Below are 16,105 nucleotides of genomic sequence, written 5' to 3'. Positions count from 1 at the left end.
CGTCAGTCACCCAGCACGGCAAAGCCATGCGCCTGAAAGGTCGCCCGCGCCTCGGGGCCTTGCAGATAGGTCAGGAACGGCGCGGCCACAGCCTCGCGCCCGGCCACGGCGGCGACAGGATAGCGGATCGGCGGATGGCTGTTCTCAGGGAAAAGGCCCAGCGCGTCCACGCGCGGATCGGCCCGCGCGTCGGTGGCATAGACGATGCCCAGCGGCACCTGCCCCAATGAGACCAGCGCCAAGGCCGCGCGCACGTTGTCGACCTGCGCGACACGGGGTGCGACCGCCGCCCACAGCCCCAGCGACTCCAGCGCCGCCTTGCCGTAGATGCCCGCAGGCACCGCCTCGACCAAGGCCATGGCCAGCCGCCCCTCGCCCAGCATCCCCACCAGATCAAGGTCAGGCCCAATCTCAACCTGCGCCGCCCCCACTGGCCCCGCCAGAACCAACCGGTTGCCCAGCAGATCCCCCCGAGTGCCCGGACCGATCAGCCCGCCGCTGTCCAACACATCCATCCAGTCGGTGTTCGCCAGAAAAACCACATCCGCCGGCGCGCCCAGTTGCACCTGCCGCGCCAGCGCGGACGACCCGGCGTAGGACAACACCACCTCACCGCCATAGCCGCCGGCCACCTCATCCAGCGCGGTCTTCAGGCTGGCGGCGGCAAAGACCGTCACCGGCTCGGCCATGGCGGGCCGCACCAAGAGCACCAGAAACAGCACGCCGCGCAGGATAAATCTCAGGGTCAGCCTCATAGGGTGGAATTATCTGGCACGGCGCGCGCCCGTCCACCAGTGTGCAAGCGAAAAAATCATCGCAGGACCCGCTGTTCCGGCGCAACATCCGGGCTTCTTCTCTGTACAAATACACCCGGGGGAGTCGCCCCAAAGGGCGACGGGGGCAGCGCCCCCTTACCCGAACAAGGTCTTGAACACCCCGACGTTCTGTCGAAACCCCGCCTCAAAATCGCCGTTGCCGGGATGATAAACGCTCTCGAACGAAACGACGCCGTCATAGCCGTCGTCCCGCAGCGCCTTGGCCAGCGGTGGATACTGGTCAGAGAGCTGCCCTTGCCCCATGGGCCGCACCTCCAGCGTGGCCTTGGGGGTGTCGACCTTCACATCCTTGATGTGGATGTGCCCGATATAGCCATCGCGCGCCGTTTCATACCCGTCAGGAAAACAGGGCTCATGGCACCAAAGGTTATTGGCCGGGTCCCAAAGGATTTGCAGCACGTCCTTTGCGCCAAGATCGTCGATCAGTTTGCGCGCGGTCCAGTTGGAATTGACCATCGTTCCGTTTCCGGTCTCCACCACCAGCGTCAGCCCGGCATCCCGCGCCACCTCTACGGCGGGCGCGATCAGCGGCAGCATCGCGTCCCACGCGCCATGTGCGACATTCCATTTCTCTGCCCCATGCGCGCCCCACAGGATCTGCTCCTTCTTCGGCGTCATGATCCGCACCAGCGGGCTGCCCACCACATGCGCCATTTCGATCACCCGTTTCAGCGCATCCATATGTGTCGTGTGCAGCGCGTCGCCCGGCAGGTTGTCCTTGGTCATGCCCGCAAAGATGTGCCGCGACAGGCAACAGACCGGGTGGCCGTGGTCGCGCAACAGAGTATCGATCTCGCGCACGTGTTGCGGGCTGTGGTCGCCCACCTCGGCGTCCCAGACAAACTGCAACTCGGCATATTCGATGCCAAATTCATCCATCACGTCGACGGTATGCGCCAGATCGCGGCTGATCCCGTCACAGATCACCCCCAGTTTCATTTGGCCGCCTCGCGGTGCAGTTCCGCGCCGACGATCTCCTCTATCACGCGGGTGCAGATCCAGTTGTCGCCGTTCGGGTATTTTGTCCGGCCCGCGGTAAAGATCTGCATCGCGGCGGCGGCGGTGTGCAGCGGTACGCCCAGCTCCTCACCCAGCGCCATCGAGATGGTCAGGTCCTTGTGCATGGTGTTGATATGGCTGCCGGTGCCTTCGAACTGGCGATCGATGATCTTTTCCAGTGCATTGTTCACCACGCCGCAGCCGCCGGAAGAGGTTGAGAAGACATCCAGAATTACCTGCCCCGGCACACCTGCCTTGGCCGCCAGCGCCGCCGCCTCGAACGTGGCGGAAAACATCGACCCCAACAGCGATTGCAGGCAGGCCTTGACGGTCTGCCCCTCTCCTACCGCCTCGCCGGCGCGGTGGATATTGGCACTGACAGCCTGCATGACCGGGGCACATTCGTCCAGCAGATCGGGCGCGCCTGCGGCCATCATGGTCAGCGTGCCCGCCTGCGCGCCGGGGTAGCCACCCGACACCGGACTGTCGATCATACGCAGCCCCGTGCCGTCCAGCGCCGCGCCGATGGCGCGCGCGTCGGCCGGTTTGATCGTCGCGGTCAGGATCACCGTGCCGCCGGGGGCCATCGTCTCCAGCAGGCCACCCTTGCCAAGGATCACATCCCGGACCTCTGCGCCCGTCATCACCATGACATAGACCACATCCGACGCGGCCCCCACCTCTGCCCCGTTGCGCATCGGCGATCCGCCAAGATCCGCCAGAGCCGCAGTGCGGGACGGGATCAGGTCAAAGCCGCAGGTCTGAAACCCGGCTTTGACAAGGTTCTTTGCAAGGCCAGAGCCCATGTCGCCCAGACCGATCACACCACAACGCATCATCCTCTCCTCCCATGCGGGTTTTCCCCCACCTTACCGGGGAGAGGCTGTCGCGCGAGCAAAATCAGGTCAGTGTCAGCCCCCGGCGCAGCGCGATCAGGTCAAGATCCTGCGCGATAAAGGCCACGCCCGCGTCGATGGCCTTTTGACCAAGCCCGGCATCCATGGTCAGCAACCCGGCGGGTTTGCCCGCTGCCGAAATCCGCTTGATCCCGTCGACCACCGCCGCCTGAACCTCGGGATGCGACGGCTGGCCATGATACCCCATCGAGGCCGCCAGATCGGCGGGGCCGATGAAAAGGCCATCGATTCCCGGAACGTCTGCAATGGCCTCGATCTCTGTCAGCGCCTCAACGGTTTCGACCTGAACGATCAGGCACAATTCGTCGCGGGCCGTCGCGTGGTAACGGTCCACAAGGCCAAAGCCGCTGGCCCGCGTCATGCCCGCCACGCCGCGAATGCCCTCTGGCGGATAGGCCACCGCCGCTGCCGCCTCTGCCGCCTCATCGGCATTCTGCACATAAGGAATAACCAGCGTCTGTGCGCCGATATCCAGCAGGCGCTTGATCTCGGGCGCGTTCAACGAGGCGGGCCGCGCAAGTGCGGACACCGGGTAGGGGGCCACCGCCTGCAACATCGGCAGTACGCGGATCGGGTCCATCGGCGAATGCTCACAATCGAAAAGCATCCAGTCATAGCCACAAGTGGCCATCATTTCCGCCGCCAGCGGGTCCGCGATGCTGCACCAGATGCCGCGCTGCAACCGTCCCTCAAGGATCGCCGCCTTAAAGGTGTTCTTCTTCAGTTCCATTCTTGTGCCCCTCCGCTGTTTGGCCGGACACTAGACGCAACCGACACGATCAGGCAAACGGCTAGTTGCACCTCGAAAACAAAGGACCCCCCATGCCAACCGCCCTTGTCACCGGCTCTGCGGGCTTCATCGGCTATCACGTCGTGGCGCGCCTGCTGACTGAAGGCTGGCGGGTGATCGGTCTTGACGCGATGACCGACTATTACGACGTCGCCCTGAAAGAGGCGCGCCATGCCCGGTTGGCACCTTTGGGGGATTTCGTGGCGGAGGCAGGGCGCGTCGAAGATCCCGGACGCATGGCCGCCCTGTTCAAACGCGAAACCCCCGATGTGGTCATCCACCTCGCCGCGCAGGCCGGGGTGCGCTATTCGATCGAAAACCCCCGGTCCTATCTCGAATCCAACATCATCGGCACGTTCGAGATACTGGAAGCCGCCCGCGCTTATCCACCCCGGCACCTGCTGATAGCCTCGACCTCATCGGCGTACGGCGCAAACACACAGATGCCGTACCATGAGACGGACCGGGCCGACTATCAGATGTCGTTTTACGCAGCGACCAAGAAATCCACCGAGGCGATGGCCCACAGCTATGCCCATCTCTACGGGTTGCCGACCACCATGTTCCGCTTTTTCACCGTCTACGGCCCGTGGGGCCGCCCGGATATGGCGCTGTTCAAGTTCACCGACGCAATCCTGCGCGGCGCGCCCATCGACGTCTACAATTTCGGCGATATGAGCCGCGATTTCACCTATATCGACGATCTGGTCGAGGGGATCCGCCTGTTGATGGACGCGGTGCCCGCGCGGCCAGAGGGCGGCATTGTCCCCGATGGCGACAGCCTGTCTCCGGTCGCGCCCTACCGCGTCGTGAACATCGGCAACTCTGAACCCGTGCAACTGACCGCCTTTATCGAAGCCATCGAAGACGCCACCGGGTTGACGGCGAAACGCAACCTGATGCCGATGCAGCCCGGTGACGTGCCCGCCACTTGGGCGGATGCGGCGCTGTTGAAATCGCTGACCGGCTACACACCCGCGACACCGGTCCATGAGGGCGTCGCGCGGTTCGTCGACTGGTATCGCGGCTACTATCTGCGCAACAGTTCCGATCCACTGGCCCCCTAGGCCGGGGCAAGACATGCCCTGCTGGCTGCAAACCTTCTGGCAAAACGGGTCTGGCAGAGGCTTGTGGGCCTAAGCTGACCAGAAAAAACAGCTTTGACCTTGCAGTGCCCCCCTGTGATCCCACTATATTCACAGAGGGGACGCGCCGGGCAGGCGCGAGAGAGGGAGAGACACCGCATCTTGACGGACCAGAGGATCATATCGACCCCCGGCCTGTCGTGGGGCATGACGCGGCTGTTCCGCTTCTGCCCTTGCGGGTTGCGCGACCCGTGGTGCGCCGCATCGGGTCTGTGACCCCCGCCTGCCTGCTTTGCTCCTGCGGCAATGCCCCGCCGTTTGCGGAAACAGCGTTGCAATCTGCTCGGGCTTTTCGCAATAAACCTCAATTTTCTGACCCTGCGGAGACGTGAATGACCTCTGAGAGCAGTTTTCTGCCCATCATCGCGCTATTGCCTTTCCTTGGCGCGCTGGTTCCCGGTGTCATGATCCGGGCGGGGCGCACCGCCACCGCCACTTTCACCGCCGTTCCCACCGTGCTGGCCCTTGTAATGCTGGGGGTGCTTGCGCCCGGCGTGATGAACGGCACGGTCTACACCTTCAGCATTCCGTGGCTGCCGCAACTGGGGTTGGAGGCGGCCTTTTTCCTCGACGGTCTGGGGCTGATGTTTGCCTGCATGATCCTTGGCGTCGGCCTGCTGATCACGCTCTATGCCCGCTACTACTTGTCGGGTGAGGACCCGGTGGGGCAGTTCTACACCTATCTGCTGCTGTTTCAGGGCGCGATGCTGGGCATTGTGATTTCTGACAACATCTTGCTTTTGCTCATTTTCTGGGAACTGACCTCGCTGTCGTCCTTTCTGCTGATCGGCTACTGGAAACACCTGCCAGAGGGCCGTCAGGGCGCGCGTATGGCGCTGACCGTGACCGGCGCGGGCGGCCTTGCCATGATCGGCGGGATGCTGATCCTTGGCGACATCGCGGGCAGCTATAACCTGACCGATATTCTCGCTGCGGGCGATCTGATCAAGGCGTCCGACTGGTACACACCCGCCGTGATCCTGATCCTGCTCGGGGCGTTCACCAAATCGGCGCAGTTCCCGTTCCATTTCTGGTTGCCGCACGCGATGGCCGCGCCGACGCCGGTGTCGGCCTATCTGCATTCGGCCACCATGGTGAAGGCGGGCGTCTTCCTGATGGCGCGCATGTGGCCCGCCCTGTCGGGAACGGAACTGTGGTTCTACGCCGTCGCCACCACCGGGCTTGTCACCATGGTGATCGCCGCCGTGATTGCGCTGTTCAAGGATGACCTGAAGGGGCTGTTGGCTTTTTCCACGGTCTCACACCTTGGCCTGCTGACCATGCTGCTGGGTTTTGGCACAGAAGCCGCCGCCATCGCGGCGGTGTTCCACATCCTCAACCACCTGACCTTCAAGGCGGCGCTGTTCATGACCGCCGGGATCATCGACCATGAGGCCCACACCCGAGACATCAAGCGGCTGGGCGGACTGGGAAAACTAATGCCGATCACGGCGGTGATCGGGGTCATCGCTGCGCTGTCGATGGCGGGGATTCCCCTGTTCAACGGCTTTTTGTCCAAGGAAATGATGCTGGAAGAAGCCTCGCACACCTATTGGTGGGAAAACCCTTGGATCGTGCCCGCCTTGGCCACCTTTGGCGCGCTGTTCTCTGTCGCCTATTCCCTCCGGTTCATCTTTCACGTCTTCGGTGGCCCGGTGCGCGACGACTATCCGCACAAACCGCATGATCCGCCCATGGGCATGTGGCTGTCGCCTGCCTTTCTGTGCATCTTTGTGGTGCTGATCGGTGTCGCGCCTTTCCTTGCAGAGCCGGTGGTCAACATGGCCGCCAGTGCCGTCACCGGCCACACCACCCACGCGCACCTGAAAATCTGGCACGGGGTCACCCCGGCGCTGTACATGTCGGGACTTGCGATTGCGGGGGGTGCCGTTCTGTTGCTGCTGCACCGTCCGCTGGATGCCGCATGGATCAAGGCCGGACCGTTCTACGCCAAATCCGCCTTTGATGCCGTGATCGCGGGCTGTGTTGCGTTTAGCCGTGTCATCTCGGAGACGCTGCACAACGGCGCGATCAGCCGCTATCTGGCGATCTTCACCGCGGCCACGGTGACGGCGGGTTACATGGCCTTCCTTGGCGGCGGGCTGGCCCCGCCCACCAGAGAGCTGTTGCCGATTGCGCCGGTCTTTGCCGTGGGCTGGGTGCTGCTGGTCTGCGCGACCGGTGTCGTCGTCTTTCAGCACCACATGCGGTATCGCGCGCTGGTGGTGATCGGGGTGATCGGTCTGATGATCTCCTTCGGGTTTGTCTACCTCTCGGCCCCCGACCTTGCGCTGACTCAGATCTCTGTCGAGACGGTGACGATCATGCTGCTGCTGCTGGCGCTGCATTTCCTGCCCAAGACGACCCCGGCGGAAAAAGACACGCCGCGCCGTCTGCTGGACGGGACCGTGGCGCTGGCGGCGGGGATCGGTGTGGCGACGCTGGCCTTTGCCTTCATGACCCGCGATCTGGACAGCATCTCGCACTATCACCTTGCCAATTCGTACAAGGAGGGCGGCGGCACCAACGTGGTCAACGTGATCCTTGTCGATTTCCGGGGCTATGACACCTACGGCGAAATCATCGTTCTGGGCATCGCCGGTCTGGTGATCTTTGCCCTGATGGAGGCGCTGCTGAGCGGACCCGCCGGCGCACGCCTGCGCAACTCGGGCTACAACTTTGACCGCTCGCATGACCGCCATCCGCTGATGATGGTGGTCTCGACCCGGGTGATGATGCCGATTGCGCTGATGGTCGGAGTCTATATCTTCCTGCGCGGGCACAACCAGCCGGGCGGCGGTTTTGTCGCTGGGCTGGTGTTCTCCATCGCGCTGTTGATGCAATACATGGCCTCCGGCTTTGCCTGGACCATGCGGCGGCAACAGTTCGAATATCACGCGATGATCGGCTGGGGCGTGGTGATCGCCGGTCTGACCGGGGCGGGCGCATGGCTGTCGGGGACATCCTTCCTGACCTCGGCCTTTGGCTATGTCCACATCGCGCCGATCGAGGAATTCGAACTGGCCACCGCCGCGCTGTTTGATCTGGGCGTGTTCCTGTGTGTGCTGGGGGCGGTGATGCTGATGCTCTACAGCCTGTCGCGCATGGCACGTCATGCGGGTGAGACCGTGAACCCCGAACCGCTGGACTACGATCCCTCGCGCCCGGCGAAGATGGTCGAGAAAGGAAGGGCCTGAGATGGAAATCCTTGTCGCAAGCGCAATCGGGGTTCTGACAACCGGCGGGGTCTACCTGATCCTGCGGCTGCGCGCCTTTCCGGTGATCCTTGGGCTGTCGCTGCTGTCCTACGCGGTCAACATCTTCCTCGTGTCGACCGGACGGCTGGCGATCAACGCGCCGCCGATCCTGCAAAAATACGGCGACGCGACCTATACAGACCCGCTGCCGCAAGCGCTGGTTCTGACCGCCATCGTGATCTCCTTCGGGATGACGGCGGTGCTGGTGATGTTCTCGCTCGGGGCCTATCTGGAGGCCGGGGATGACACCATCGACATGAAAGACGCCGGGACGGAGGACGACGCGGTATGAGCCACTGGATTATCGCCCCTGTCGTCCTGCCGGCCCTGCTGGCACCGCTGATCGGTTATGTCATGCGGCACGACATCGTTCTGGCGCGCGTCGCCTCGGCCGCCGGGACCGTGGCACTGTTTCTGATCGCGCTGGGGCTGGCCTTTTGGGCGGCGGACGGCGGGACGCATGTGTACCGCCTTGGCGACTGGCCCGCGCCCTTTGGCATCGTTCTGGTGCTGGACCGTTTGTCGGCACTGATGGTGCTGTTGACCGCCTCGCTGGCGCTGATCGTGCTTTGGCACGCCATCGCAACCGGGTGGGACGCCAAGGGACGGCATTTTCACGCGCTGTTCCAGTTCCAGTTGATGGGTATCTTCGGCGCGTTCCTGACCGGCGACGCCTTTAACCTCTTTGTTTTCTTCGAGGTGCTGCTGATCGCCTCTTACGGTCTGATGGTGCACAGCGGCGGCAAGGTGCGCCTACAGGCGGGACTGCAATATCTGGTGATGAACCTCGCCGGGTCGACGCTGTTCCTGTTCGCGCTTGGGACGATGTACGCCACCACCGGCACGCTCAATATGGCCGATCTGGCGGTCAAGGTGCCGCTGATCCCCGCGGATGAGGGCGCGATGGTGCGCGTCGCGGCGGTGCTGCTGCTGATCGTCTTCATGGTCAAGGCGGCGCTGTTTCCGGTGCAGTTCTGGCTGCCCGGCACCTATGCCAATGCCCCCGCCCCGGTGGCTGCCCTGTTTGCGATCATGACCAAGGTCGGGGCCTATGCCATCATCCGGCTGCACACGCTGGCCTATGGCCCGCAATCCTCGCCAACCGCCGGGCTGGTCGAGGAATGGCTGTTCCCGGCGGCCATGGTCACTGTTGCCTTGGGGGCCATCGGCGTGCTGGCCGCGAAGCGGTTGATGCCGCTGCTGTCCTTCTCGGTGATCGGGTCGATGGGGACGTTGATGCTGGCCGTCGCGCCACAAGACCCCTACGCGACCGAAACCGCGCTTTACTATCTTGTGCATTCGACGTTCTCTGCCGCGGCCCTGTTCCTGATGGCCGATCTGGTGATCACGCGGCGCGGGACGGACACCCTGTCCGTGCGCCCGCCGCTTTTGCAGAACGGGCTGTTCGCGGCGCTGTTCTTTGCCGGGGCCATCGCCATGGCCGGGATGCCGCCACTGTCGGGGTTTCTGGGCAAACTCTTGATCCTTGACGCGCTGCGGGAGCCCGATCTGATGCCTTGGGCGTGGAGCGGTATCCTGATCGGCTCATTGGTGACCATCGTGGGCTTTGCGCGCGCGGGCAGTCTGCTGTTCTGGAAGTCCACCGCCGCATCGGTGCCCGAAGGGGCCGAGCCCATCGACGCCGAACCGCGCCCCGCCCCGGCCACCGCCGCCGAGGTCGCCCCGACCGTGACATTGCTGGCCTTGCTGGCCGCGCTGGCGGTGCTGGCCGGACCGGCGACAGAGTACATGCGCGCCGCCGGAACCCAGTTGTTTGAGCCGGACGGCTATATCGACGCGGTTCTTGCCCCAGTCGAAAAGCCCGAAGACCTGGACCCGCTCAAGGCAGACGCACCGGACCCACTCGCGGAAGAGGAGCACTAGGCCATGCTGAAACGCATCTTTCCCCATCCGCTGCTTAGCCTGACGCTGCTGCTTGTCTGGTTGATGCTGGTGAACAAGGTGACACCCGGCAACGTCCTGCTGGGCGGCGTCCTTGGCATTCTGGTGCCGATCCTGACCTCACCCTACTGGCCCGGACGACCAGAGCTTAAACGGCCATTCCTGACGGTTCCCTATGTGTTGATCGTGCTGTGGGACATTGTGGTCGCCTCTATTCAGGTGGCGCAGATCGTGCTGTTCAAACCACGCGACCAGATCCACTCGCAATGGGTTCTGGTGCCGCTGGAACTGACCTCGCCAGAGGCGATAACCGTTCTGGCCGGGACCATCACGATGACCCCCGGCACCGTCTCTGCCCTGCTGGCGGCGGACGGGGCCAGTCTGCTGGTGCATTGCCTGCACACGGACGACCCAGACGGCGTGCGCGATGAGATCAAGACCCGCTACGAGGCCCGGCTAAAGGAGATTTTCGGATGATCACCTACGCGCTTTACTTCACCATGGGGTGTTTCGGGCTGGGCCTGTTGTTCAACCTCTGGCTGGTGATCCGTGGCCCCGGTCAGGCCGACCGGGTTCTGGCGCTGGACACGATGGTTATCAACGTGATCGCGCTGCTGGTCTGCTATGGCATCCTGCAAGGCACGGCGGTCTATTTCGAGGCGTCGATGCTGGTGGCCATGGTCGGCTTTGTCTCGACCGTCGCCTATTGCCGCTTTCTGCTACGGGGGGACATCATCGAATGACAGAGGCTCCGATGCTGGTAGAAATCGTCATCTCGTTCTTTCTGGTCGTCGGCGGTGCCTTTGGCCTGATCGGGTCTCTGGGTCTGCTGAAACTCACCGACACGATGCAGCGCCTGCACGCCCCGACAAAGGCGACAACGCTGGGCGTGGGCGGCGTGCTGATCGCCTCGATGCTCTTTATGCTGTTGGTGAAAGAGCACCTGTCCTTTCACGAATTCATGATCACGCTGTTCCTGTTCCTGACCGCGCCGATCTCGACCCTGTTCATCGCGCAGACGCATATTCTGATGAACCTCAAGCGCAGCGACCTGCCCGACACCGGACGCGAGCACAGCTGGTCGATCTACGACGATCCGCCCGAACAGGACCCGTCGACGGAAGACACGCCTGCCGAAAGCTGAACAGCCAGCCGATAGGATCAAAAAAGCCCGCCGAGTTTCCCCGGCGGGCTTTTTCATGTCGATGTCACCGGCTTAGCCGATGATCGCGTTCAGCGTGACCGAGGGGCGCATCACGGCTGCGGTTTTGCCGTCGTCGCCGTGGTAGTAGCCGCCCAGATCGGCGGGCTTGCCTTGCGCGGCGGCCAGTTCGGCCACGATCGCCGCTTCGCCCTCTGCCAGCGCCTTGGCGATGGGGGCGAAATGCGCGGCCAGGTCTGCGTCGTCGGATTGTGCGGCCAACGCGTCGGCCCAGTAGCGGGCAAACCAGTAGTGGCTGTCGCGGTTGTCCGGCTCACCGACCTTGCGGCTGGGGCTGTGGCCATTGTCGAGGATACCCTGAGTCGCGGTCTCGACCGCGTCACCCAGCACCTTGGCCTTGGCATTGCCGCGCGCATCGGCGAGGAACTTAAAGCTTTCGCCAAGGGCGCAGAACTCGCCCAGACTGTCCCAGCGCAGGTGGTTTTCTTCGACCAACTGCTGCACGTGTTTGGGGGCAGAGCCGCCCGCGCCGGTCTCGAACAGACCGCCGCCGTTCATCAGCTTGACGATGGACAGCATCTTGGCCGACGTCGCCAGTTCGAGGATCGGGAACAGGTCGGTCAGGTAGTCGCGCAGCACGTTGCCGGTGATCGCGATGGTGTTCTCACCCTTGGTAATCGTCTCCAGCGACGCGCGGGTCGCTTCGCGCGGGGCCATGATCTCGAACTTGTCGGCCACACCTTTGGCCTCAAGGATCGGCTTGACCATGGCGATCAGCTGCGCATCGTGCGCGCGGTTTGCGTCCAGCCAGAAGATCGAGCGATAGCCGGTTGCCTTCTGACGTTCGATGGCAAGATTTACCCAATCCTCAATCGGTGCCTTGCGGGCCGAGGCGGACCGCCAGATGTCACCGGCCTCAACCGTGTGCGTGTGCAGCACGGTGCCATCGTCGAGGATCATCTTGACGGTGCCGTAAGCCGGGATCTCAAAGGTGGTCGGGTGGCTGCCGTATTCCTCGGCCTTCTGCGCCATCAGGCCAAGGTTCTGAACAGTGCCGGCTGTGGCCGGGTTCAGTTTGCCATTGGCTTTGAAGAACTCAATCGCCTCGTCGTAAACCGGCGCATAGCAGTTGTCGGGGATGACGCAGGTGGTGTCTCCCTCTTTGCCATCGGGGCCCCAACCCTTGCCACCCGCGCGGATCAGCGCGGGCATGGAGGCGTCGATGATCACGTCCGACGGCACATGCAGGTTGGTGATGCCCTTGTCGCTGTCGACCATGTACATCGGCGGGCGCGCGGCGCGGACCTCTTCGATGGCGGCGGTGATCTCTGCGTTGTCCTTGACGCGGTTCAGCAGGTCGCCAAGGCCCGAGTTCGGGTTGACGCCCAGTGCCTTCATTTCGTCGCCGTATTTCTCAAAGACCGGCGCCAGCCATGCCTTGACCGCGTGGCCAAAGATGATCGGGTCAGAGACCTTCATCATGGTGGCCTTCATGTGCAGCGAGAACAGCGTGCCGTCGGCTTTCACCTTCTCGATTTCCTCGGCGAGGAAGGTATCCAGCACCGATGCCGACATGAAGGTCGCGTCAACGACAGTGCCTGCGGGGTAGGAAACGCCCTCTTTCAGCACGGTCTCACCCTCGGCCGTTTCCAGCACGATCCTGGCGGTCGCGGCCTTGGGCAGCGTGGCCGAAACTTCGTTGGCAAAGAAATCATTGCCGGGCATCGAGGCGACGCGCGTCTTGCTGTCGGCAGTCCAGTCCCCCATCCGGTGCGGGTTGGCCTGAGCGAATTTCTTGACCGCACCGGCGGCGCGGCGGTCAGAGTTGCCTTCGCGCAGCACCGGGTTCACGGCGGACCCTTTCAGAGTGTCGTATTTCGCGCGGACAGCTTTTTCTTCGTCGGTCGACGGTGCCTCGGGGTAGTCGGGCAGCGCGTAGCCCTGCGATTGCAGTTCCTTGACGGCGGCAACCAGTTGCGGGACCGAGGCCGAGATGTTCGGCAGCTTGATCACGTTCGCCTCGGGCGTTTTGACCAGTTCGCCCAGCGCGGCCAGATCGTCGGACTGGCGCTGTGCCTCTGTCAGAACCTCGGGGAAGGTCGCGATGATGCGACCGGCAAGGCTGATATCCTTGGTGCCGACAGATACGCCCGCAGCCGCGGCGAATTTCTGGATGATCGGCAGCAGCGAGGCAGACGCCAGTTCCGGCGCTTCGTCAACCTTGGTGTAGATGATGTCGGGAGTCGAATCAGACATGTGTCCGGCCTTTCTGAATATGGGGGCGGGTTTGGCCCCTCCTTAGGCCAAGCAGGCCGTCGCGTCTACAGTATGCAGATGTATACAGTGTCGCATTGCGTCACGTTTTCAAAGAAACCGGGCGGCCCCGCCGGTCGACAGCGGGGCATCCCCATATGCCTTACGGCAATGACGATTCTGCACGCACCCTGCCATGTTCTGTTCCAAAGCCATTGGCCCGCACCACGGTCTATCCCTCGGCCACGCAATCCGCAAAAAATTGCAGGTGGCCGTTTTCGTCCGTCTCTTGAACGAGGCCGTGGATATCTGTCTCAAACCCCGGACATTCGCGCGCGAAAGTCCGGTTGAACTTGAGGTATTCGACGATCTTCTTGTTGAACACCTCACCGGGGATCAGCAGCGGGATACCCGGCGGATAGGGGGTGACAAGGCTGGTGGTGATGCGCCCCTCAAGGTCATCGATCGGCACCCGCTGGGTGGACCGCGCCGCGATATGCGAAAACGCATCGGTGGGCTTCATCGCCGGGGTCAGATCGCTGAGGTACATTTCGGTCGACAGGATCGCGACGCCGTATTTCGCGTACAGCGAATGCACATGCTGGCACAGGTCGCGCAGGCCCATGCCCTCATAATGCGGATGTTTGGCGCAGAACTCTGGCATGCAGCGCCACATGCGCCGGTTCTTGTCGTAGTCATCCTTGAACTGCTGCAATTCGGTCAGCAACGAGTTCCAGCGCCCCTTGGTGATGCCGATGGTGAACATGATGAAAAAGCTGTAGAGGCCGGTTTTTTCAACCACGACACCGTGCTCGGCCAGATATTTGGTGACAATCGAGGCCGGAATGCCGGTCTCTTCAAACCGTCCGTCAAGGTTCAGGCCCGGCGTGATCACCGTCGACTTGATCGGGTCCAGCATGTTGAAACCGGGTGCCATGTCGCCAAAGGCGTGCCACGATTCCTCTCCGTCTGAGGATTGCATCCCCTCGGAATCGGTTTTTTTCAGCACCCAGTTGCCGGGGTCGTCAACGCCCTCTTCGTCAAGCTCTTCCGGCCCCCAGACCTGAAACCACCAGTCATCCGCACCGTATTCGTCATCGACCTTGCGCATGGCGCGGCGGAAATCGAGCGACTCGAGGATGCTTTCCTCCACCAGCGCACGGCCCCCCGGCGGTTCCATCATCGCCGCCGCCACATCGCAACTGGCGATGATGCTGTATTGCGGGCTGGTGCTGGTGTGCATCAGATACGCCTCGTTAAACAGGTGGCGATCCAGCTTGGTATCCTGACTGTCCTGCACCAGCACATGGCTGGCTTGACTGATCCCGGCGAGCAGTTTGTGAATGGATTGCGTGGCATAGGTCACGGAATGGCTGGGCCGCTCGCGCCTGCGGCCCATCGCGTGGAAATTGCCGTAGAAGGGGTGAAAGGCGGCGTGCGGCAGCCATGCCTCATCGAAATGCAGGTTCTCGACGTAGCCGTCCAGCAGTTCCTTGATGGTCTCCGTGTTGTACAGAACGCCATCATAGGTGGACTGCGTCAGGGTGATGATGCGCGGTTTGACCGTGTCGGCATCCACATGCGCCAGCAGCGGGTTGGCGCGGATCTTGTCCTTGATCGCCTCGATCTGGAACTCGGACTTGGGGATCGGGCCGATGATTCCATAATGGTTGCGCGTCGGCTTCATGAAGACGGGGATGGCCCCGGTCATGATGATGCTGTGCAGGATGGATTTGTGACAGTTTCGGTCCACCACCACCACGTCGCCGGGGGCAACGGTGTGATGCCAGACCATCTTGTTCGAGGTGCTGGTGCCATTGGTCACAAAGAAACAATGATCGGCGTTAAAGATACGGGCGGCGTTGCGTTCAGACGCGCCGATGGCGCCGTTGTGGTCCAGCAACTGACCCAGTTCCTCGACCGAGTTGCAGACATCCGCGCGCAGCATGTTTTCACCGTAGAACTGGTGATACATCTGGCCAATCGGGCTTTTCAAAAAGGCCACGCCGCCGGAGTGCCCCGGACAATGCCACGAGTATGAGCCGTCTTCGGCATAGTCCAGCAGCGCCCTGAAGAACGGCGGCTGAATGCCTTCAAGATAGGCCTTGGCGTCGCGGATGATGTGGCGGGCGACAAACTCCGGCGTGTCCTCGAACATGTGGATAAAGCCGTGCAGCTCACGCAGGATGTCGTTGGGCAAATGGCGGCTGGTCTTGGTTTCCCCGTAGATGTAGATCGGCACGTCGGCGTTTTTCCACCGCACTTCCTCGATGAAATCGCGCAGATTGACGACCGCCGGGTCAAGGTCAGGGCCGGGGGTGAATTCCTCATCGTCGATGGACAGGACAAAGGCGCTGGCGCGCGATTGCTGCTGTGCGAACTGCGACAGATCCCCGTAGCTGGTTGTGCCCAGCACCTCAAAGCCTTCGGCCTCTATGGCCTCTGCCACCGCGCGGATGCCAAGACCAGAGGAGTTGTCAGAACGGAAGTCCTCGTCGATGATGACGATCGGAAAGCGAAATTTCATGGAACACTCCGTTAGGGAAACAGGGATTCGCCTTTTGCGGGCCTGTCCTGCGCACCATCAAGCCCCCGCTTTGGTCCCTGTGGTGCAGAACATACAGCCTGAACTGTTCTCAATTGATTTGAGGGCCGTCAAGGGCCGCTTGCCGCATGGCCGGGCTGTTTTCGGGTTTGGCATGGGCCTTGGGCGGTTGCGTGCCTGCGCAGAGTCCTGTCCGGTACGGGCCGCCCCGTCTAAGACCATAGGACAGGTTCGCGGGTCATGGCGCTTTGCTAGGATCGAATGGTATACCAGCAAGGGACAGGTCCATGGGGAGCAGA

Annotated in this window: 13 protein-coding genes; 7 read left to right on the top strand and 6 right to left on the bottom strand. The window is 62.6% G+C overall.

Going from position 1 to position 16,105, the window contains the following annotated elements; all coding sequences use genetic code 11:
• Window positions 1-2 precede the first annotated feature (2 nt).
• From modA to ACN0S5_RS08480, 4 genes are all read right to left on the bottom strand, one after another.
• The gene (modA, locus tag ACN0S5_RS08495) at window positions 3-755 is read right to left on the bottom strand and encodes a molybdate ABC transporter substrate-binding protein (protein ID WP_417207730.1); all 753 of its coding nucleotides are present in this window, start codon (window positions 753-755) and stop codon (window positions 3-5) included.
• A gap of 156 nt (window positions 756-911) precedes the next feature.
• Window positions 912-1,775: a sugar phosphate isomerase/epimerase family protein gene (locus ACN0S5_RS08490; RefSeq protein ID WP_417207728.1), complete on the bottom strand. Its 864-nt coding sequence runs from the start codon at window positions 1,773-1,775 to the stop codon at window positions 912-914.
• Window positions 1,772-2,674, bottom strand: coding sequence for an NAD(P)-dependent oxidoreductase (locus ACN0S5_RS08485; RefSeq protein ID WP_417207727.1), 903 nt, complete (start codon window positions 2,672-2,674; stop codon window positions 1,772-1,774). The genes ACN0S5_RS08490 and ACN0S5_RS08485 overlap by 4 nt, the downstream gene beginning before the upstream one ends.
• A gap of 61 nt (window positions 2,675-2,735) precedes the next feature.
• The gene (locus ACN0S5_RS08480) at window positions 2,736-3,482 is read right to left on the bottom strand and encodes an HpcH/HpaI aldolase family protein (RefSeq protein ID WP_417207726.1); all 747 of its coding nucleotides are present in this window, start codon (window positions 3,480-3,482) and stop codon (window positions 2,736-2,738) included.
• Window positions 3,483-3,574: 92 nt separating this feature from the next.
• Here ACN0S5_RS08480 and ACN0S5_RS08475 point away from each other — a divergent pair, with 92 nt between their 5' ends.
• The 7 genes from ACN0S5_RS08475 (at window position 3,575) to ACN0S5_RS08445 (ending at window position 10,990) form a co-directional block, all read left to right on the top strand.
• Complete coding sequence (locus ACN0S5_RS08475) at window positions 3,575-4,609, top strand: NAD-dependent epimerase/dehydratase family protein (RefSeq protein WP_417207725.1); 1,035 nt, start codon at window positions 3,575-3,577, stop codon at window positions 4,607-4,609.
• A gap of 410 nt (window positions 4,610-5,019) precedes the next feature.
• Window positions 5,020-7,884, top strand: coding sequence for a monovalent cation/H+ antiporter subunit A (locus tag ACN0S5_RS08470; protein ID WP_417207724.1), 2,865 nt, complete (start codon window positions 5,020-5,022; stop codon window positions 7,882-7,884).
• 1 nt (window position 7,885) lies between these two features.
• Window positions 7,886-8,236: a Na+/H+ antiporter subunit C gene (locus ACN0S5_RS08465; protein ID WP_417207723.1), complete on the top strand. Its 351-nt coding sequence runs from the start codon at window positions 7,886-7,888 to the stop codon at window positions 8,234-8,236.
• The gene (locus ACN0S5_RS08460) at window positions 8,233-9,828 is read left to right on the top strand and encodes a monovalent cation/H+ antiporter subunit D (RefSeq protein ID WP_417207721.1); all 1,596 of its coding nucleotides are present in this window, start codon (window positions 8,233-8,235) and stop codon (window positions 9,826-9,828) included. Before ACN0S5_RS08465 ends, ACN0S5_RS08460 begins: the two co-directional genes overlap by 4 nt.
• A gap of 3 nt (window positions 9,829-9,831) precedes the next feature.
• A complete protein-coding gene (locus ACN0S5_RS08455; RefSeq protein ID WP_417207720.1) occupies window positions 9,832-10,323 on the top strand; it encodes a Na+/H+ antiporter subunit E in 492 nt (163 codons plus the stop codon).
• A complete protein-coding gene (locus tag ACN0S5_RS08450; RefSeq protein WP_323767968.1) occupies window positions 10,320-10,589 on the top strand; it encodes a K+/H+ antiporter subunit F in 270 nt (89 codons plus the stop codon). The genes ACN0S5_RS08455 and ACN0S5_RS08450 overlap by 4 nt, the downstream gene beginning before the upstream one ends.
• The gene (locus ACN0S5_RS08445; RefSeq protein ID WP_417207719.1) at window positions 10,586-10,990 is read left to right on the top strand and encodes a Na+/H+ antiporter subunit G; all 405 of its coding nucleotides are present in this window, start codon (window positions 10,586-10,588) and stop codon (window positions 10,988-10,990) included. Before ACN0S5_RS08450 ends, ACN0S5_RS08445 begins: the two co-directional genes overlap by 4 nt.
• A 72-nt stretch (window positions 10,991-11,062) precedes the next feature.
• Here ACN0S5_RS08445 and ACN0S5_RS08440 read toward each other — a convergent pair whose 3' ends face one another.
• The gene (locus tag ACN0S5_RS08440) at window positions 11,063-13,264 is read right to left on the bottom strand and encodes an NADP-dependent isocitrate dehydrogenase (RefSeq protein ID WP_417207718.1); all 2,202 of its coding nucleotides are present in this window, start codon (window positions 13,262-13,264) and stop codon (window positions 11,063-11,065) included.
• Window positions 13,265-13,493: 229 nt separating this feature from the next.
• The gene (locus ACN0S5_RS08435) at window positions 13,494-15,788 is read right to left on the bottom strand and encodes an Orn/Lys/Arg decarboxylase N-terminal domain-containing protein (protein ID WP_417207716.1); all 2,295 of its coding nucleotides are present in this window, start codon (window positions 15,786-15,788) and stop codon (window positions 13,494-13,496) included.
• Between the last annotated feature and the right edge of the window lie 317 nt (window positions 15,789-16,105).

The organism is Antarctobacter sp., assembly GCF_048262615.1.
Classification (GTDB): domain Bacteria; phylum Pseudomonadota; class Alphaproteobacteria; order Rhodobacterales; family Rhodobacteraceae; genus Antarctobacter.
This window is presented reverse-complemented; position numbering and strand designations above follow the sequence as displayed.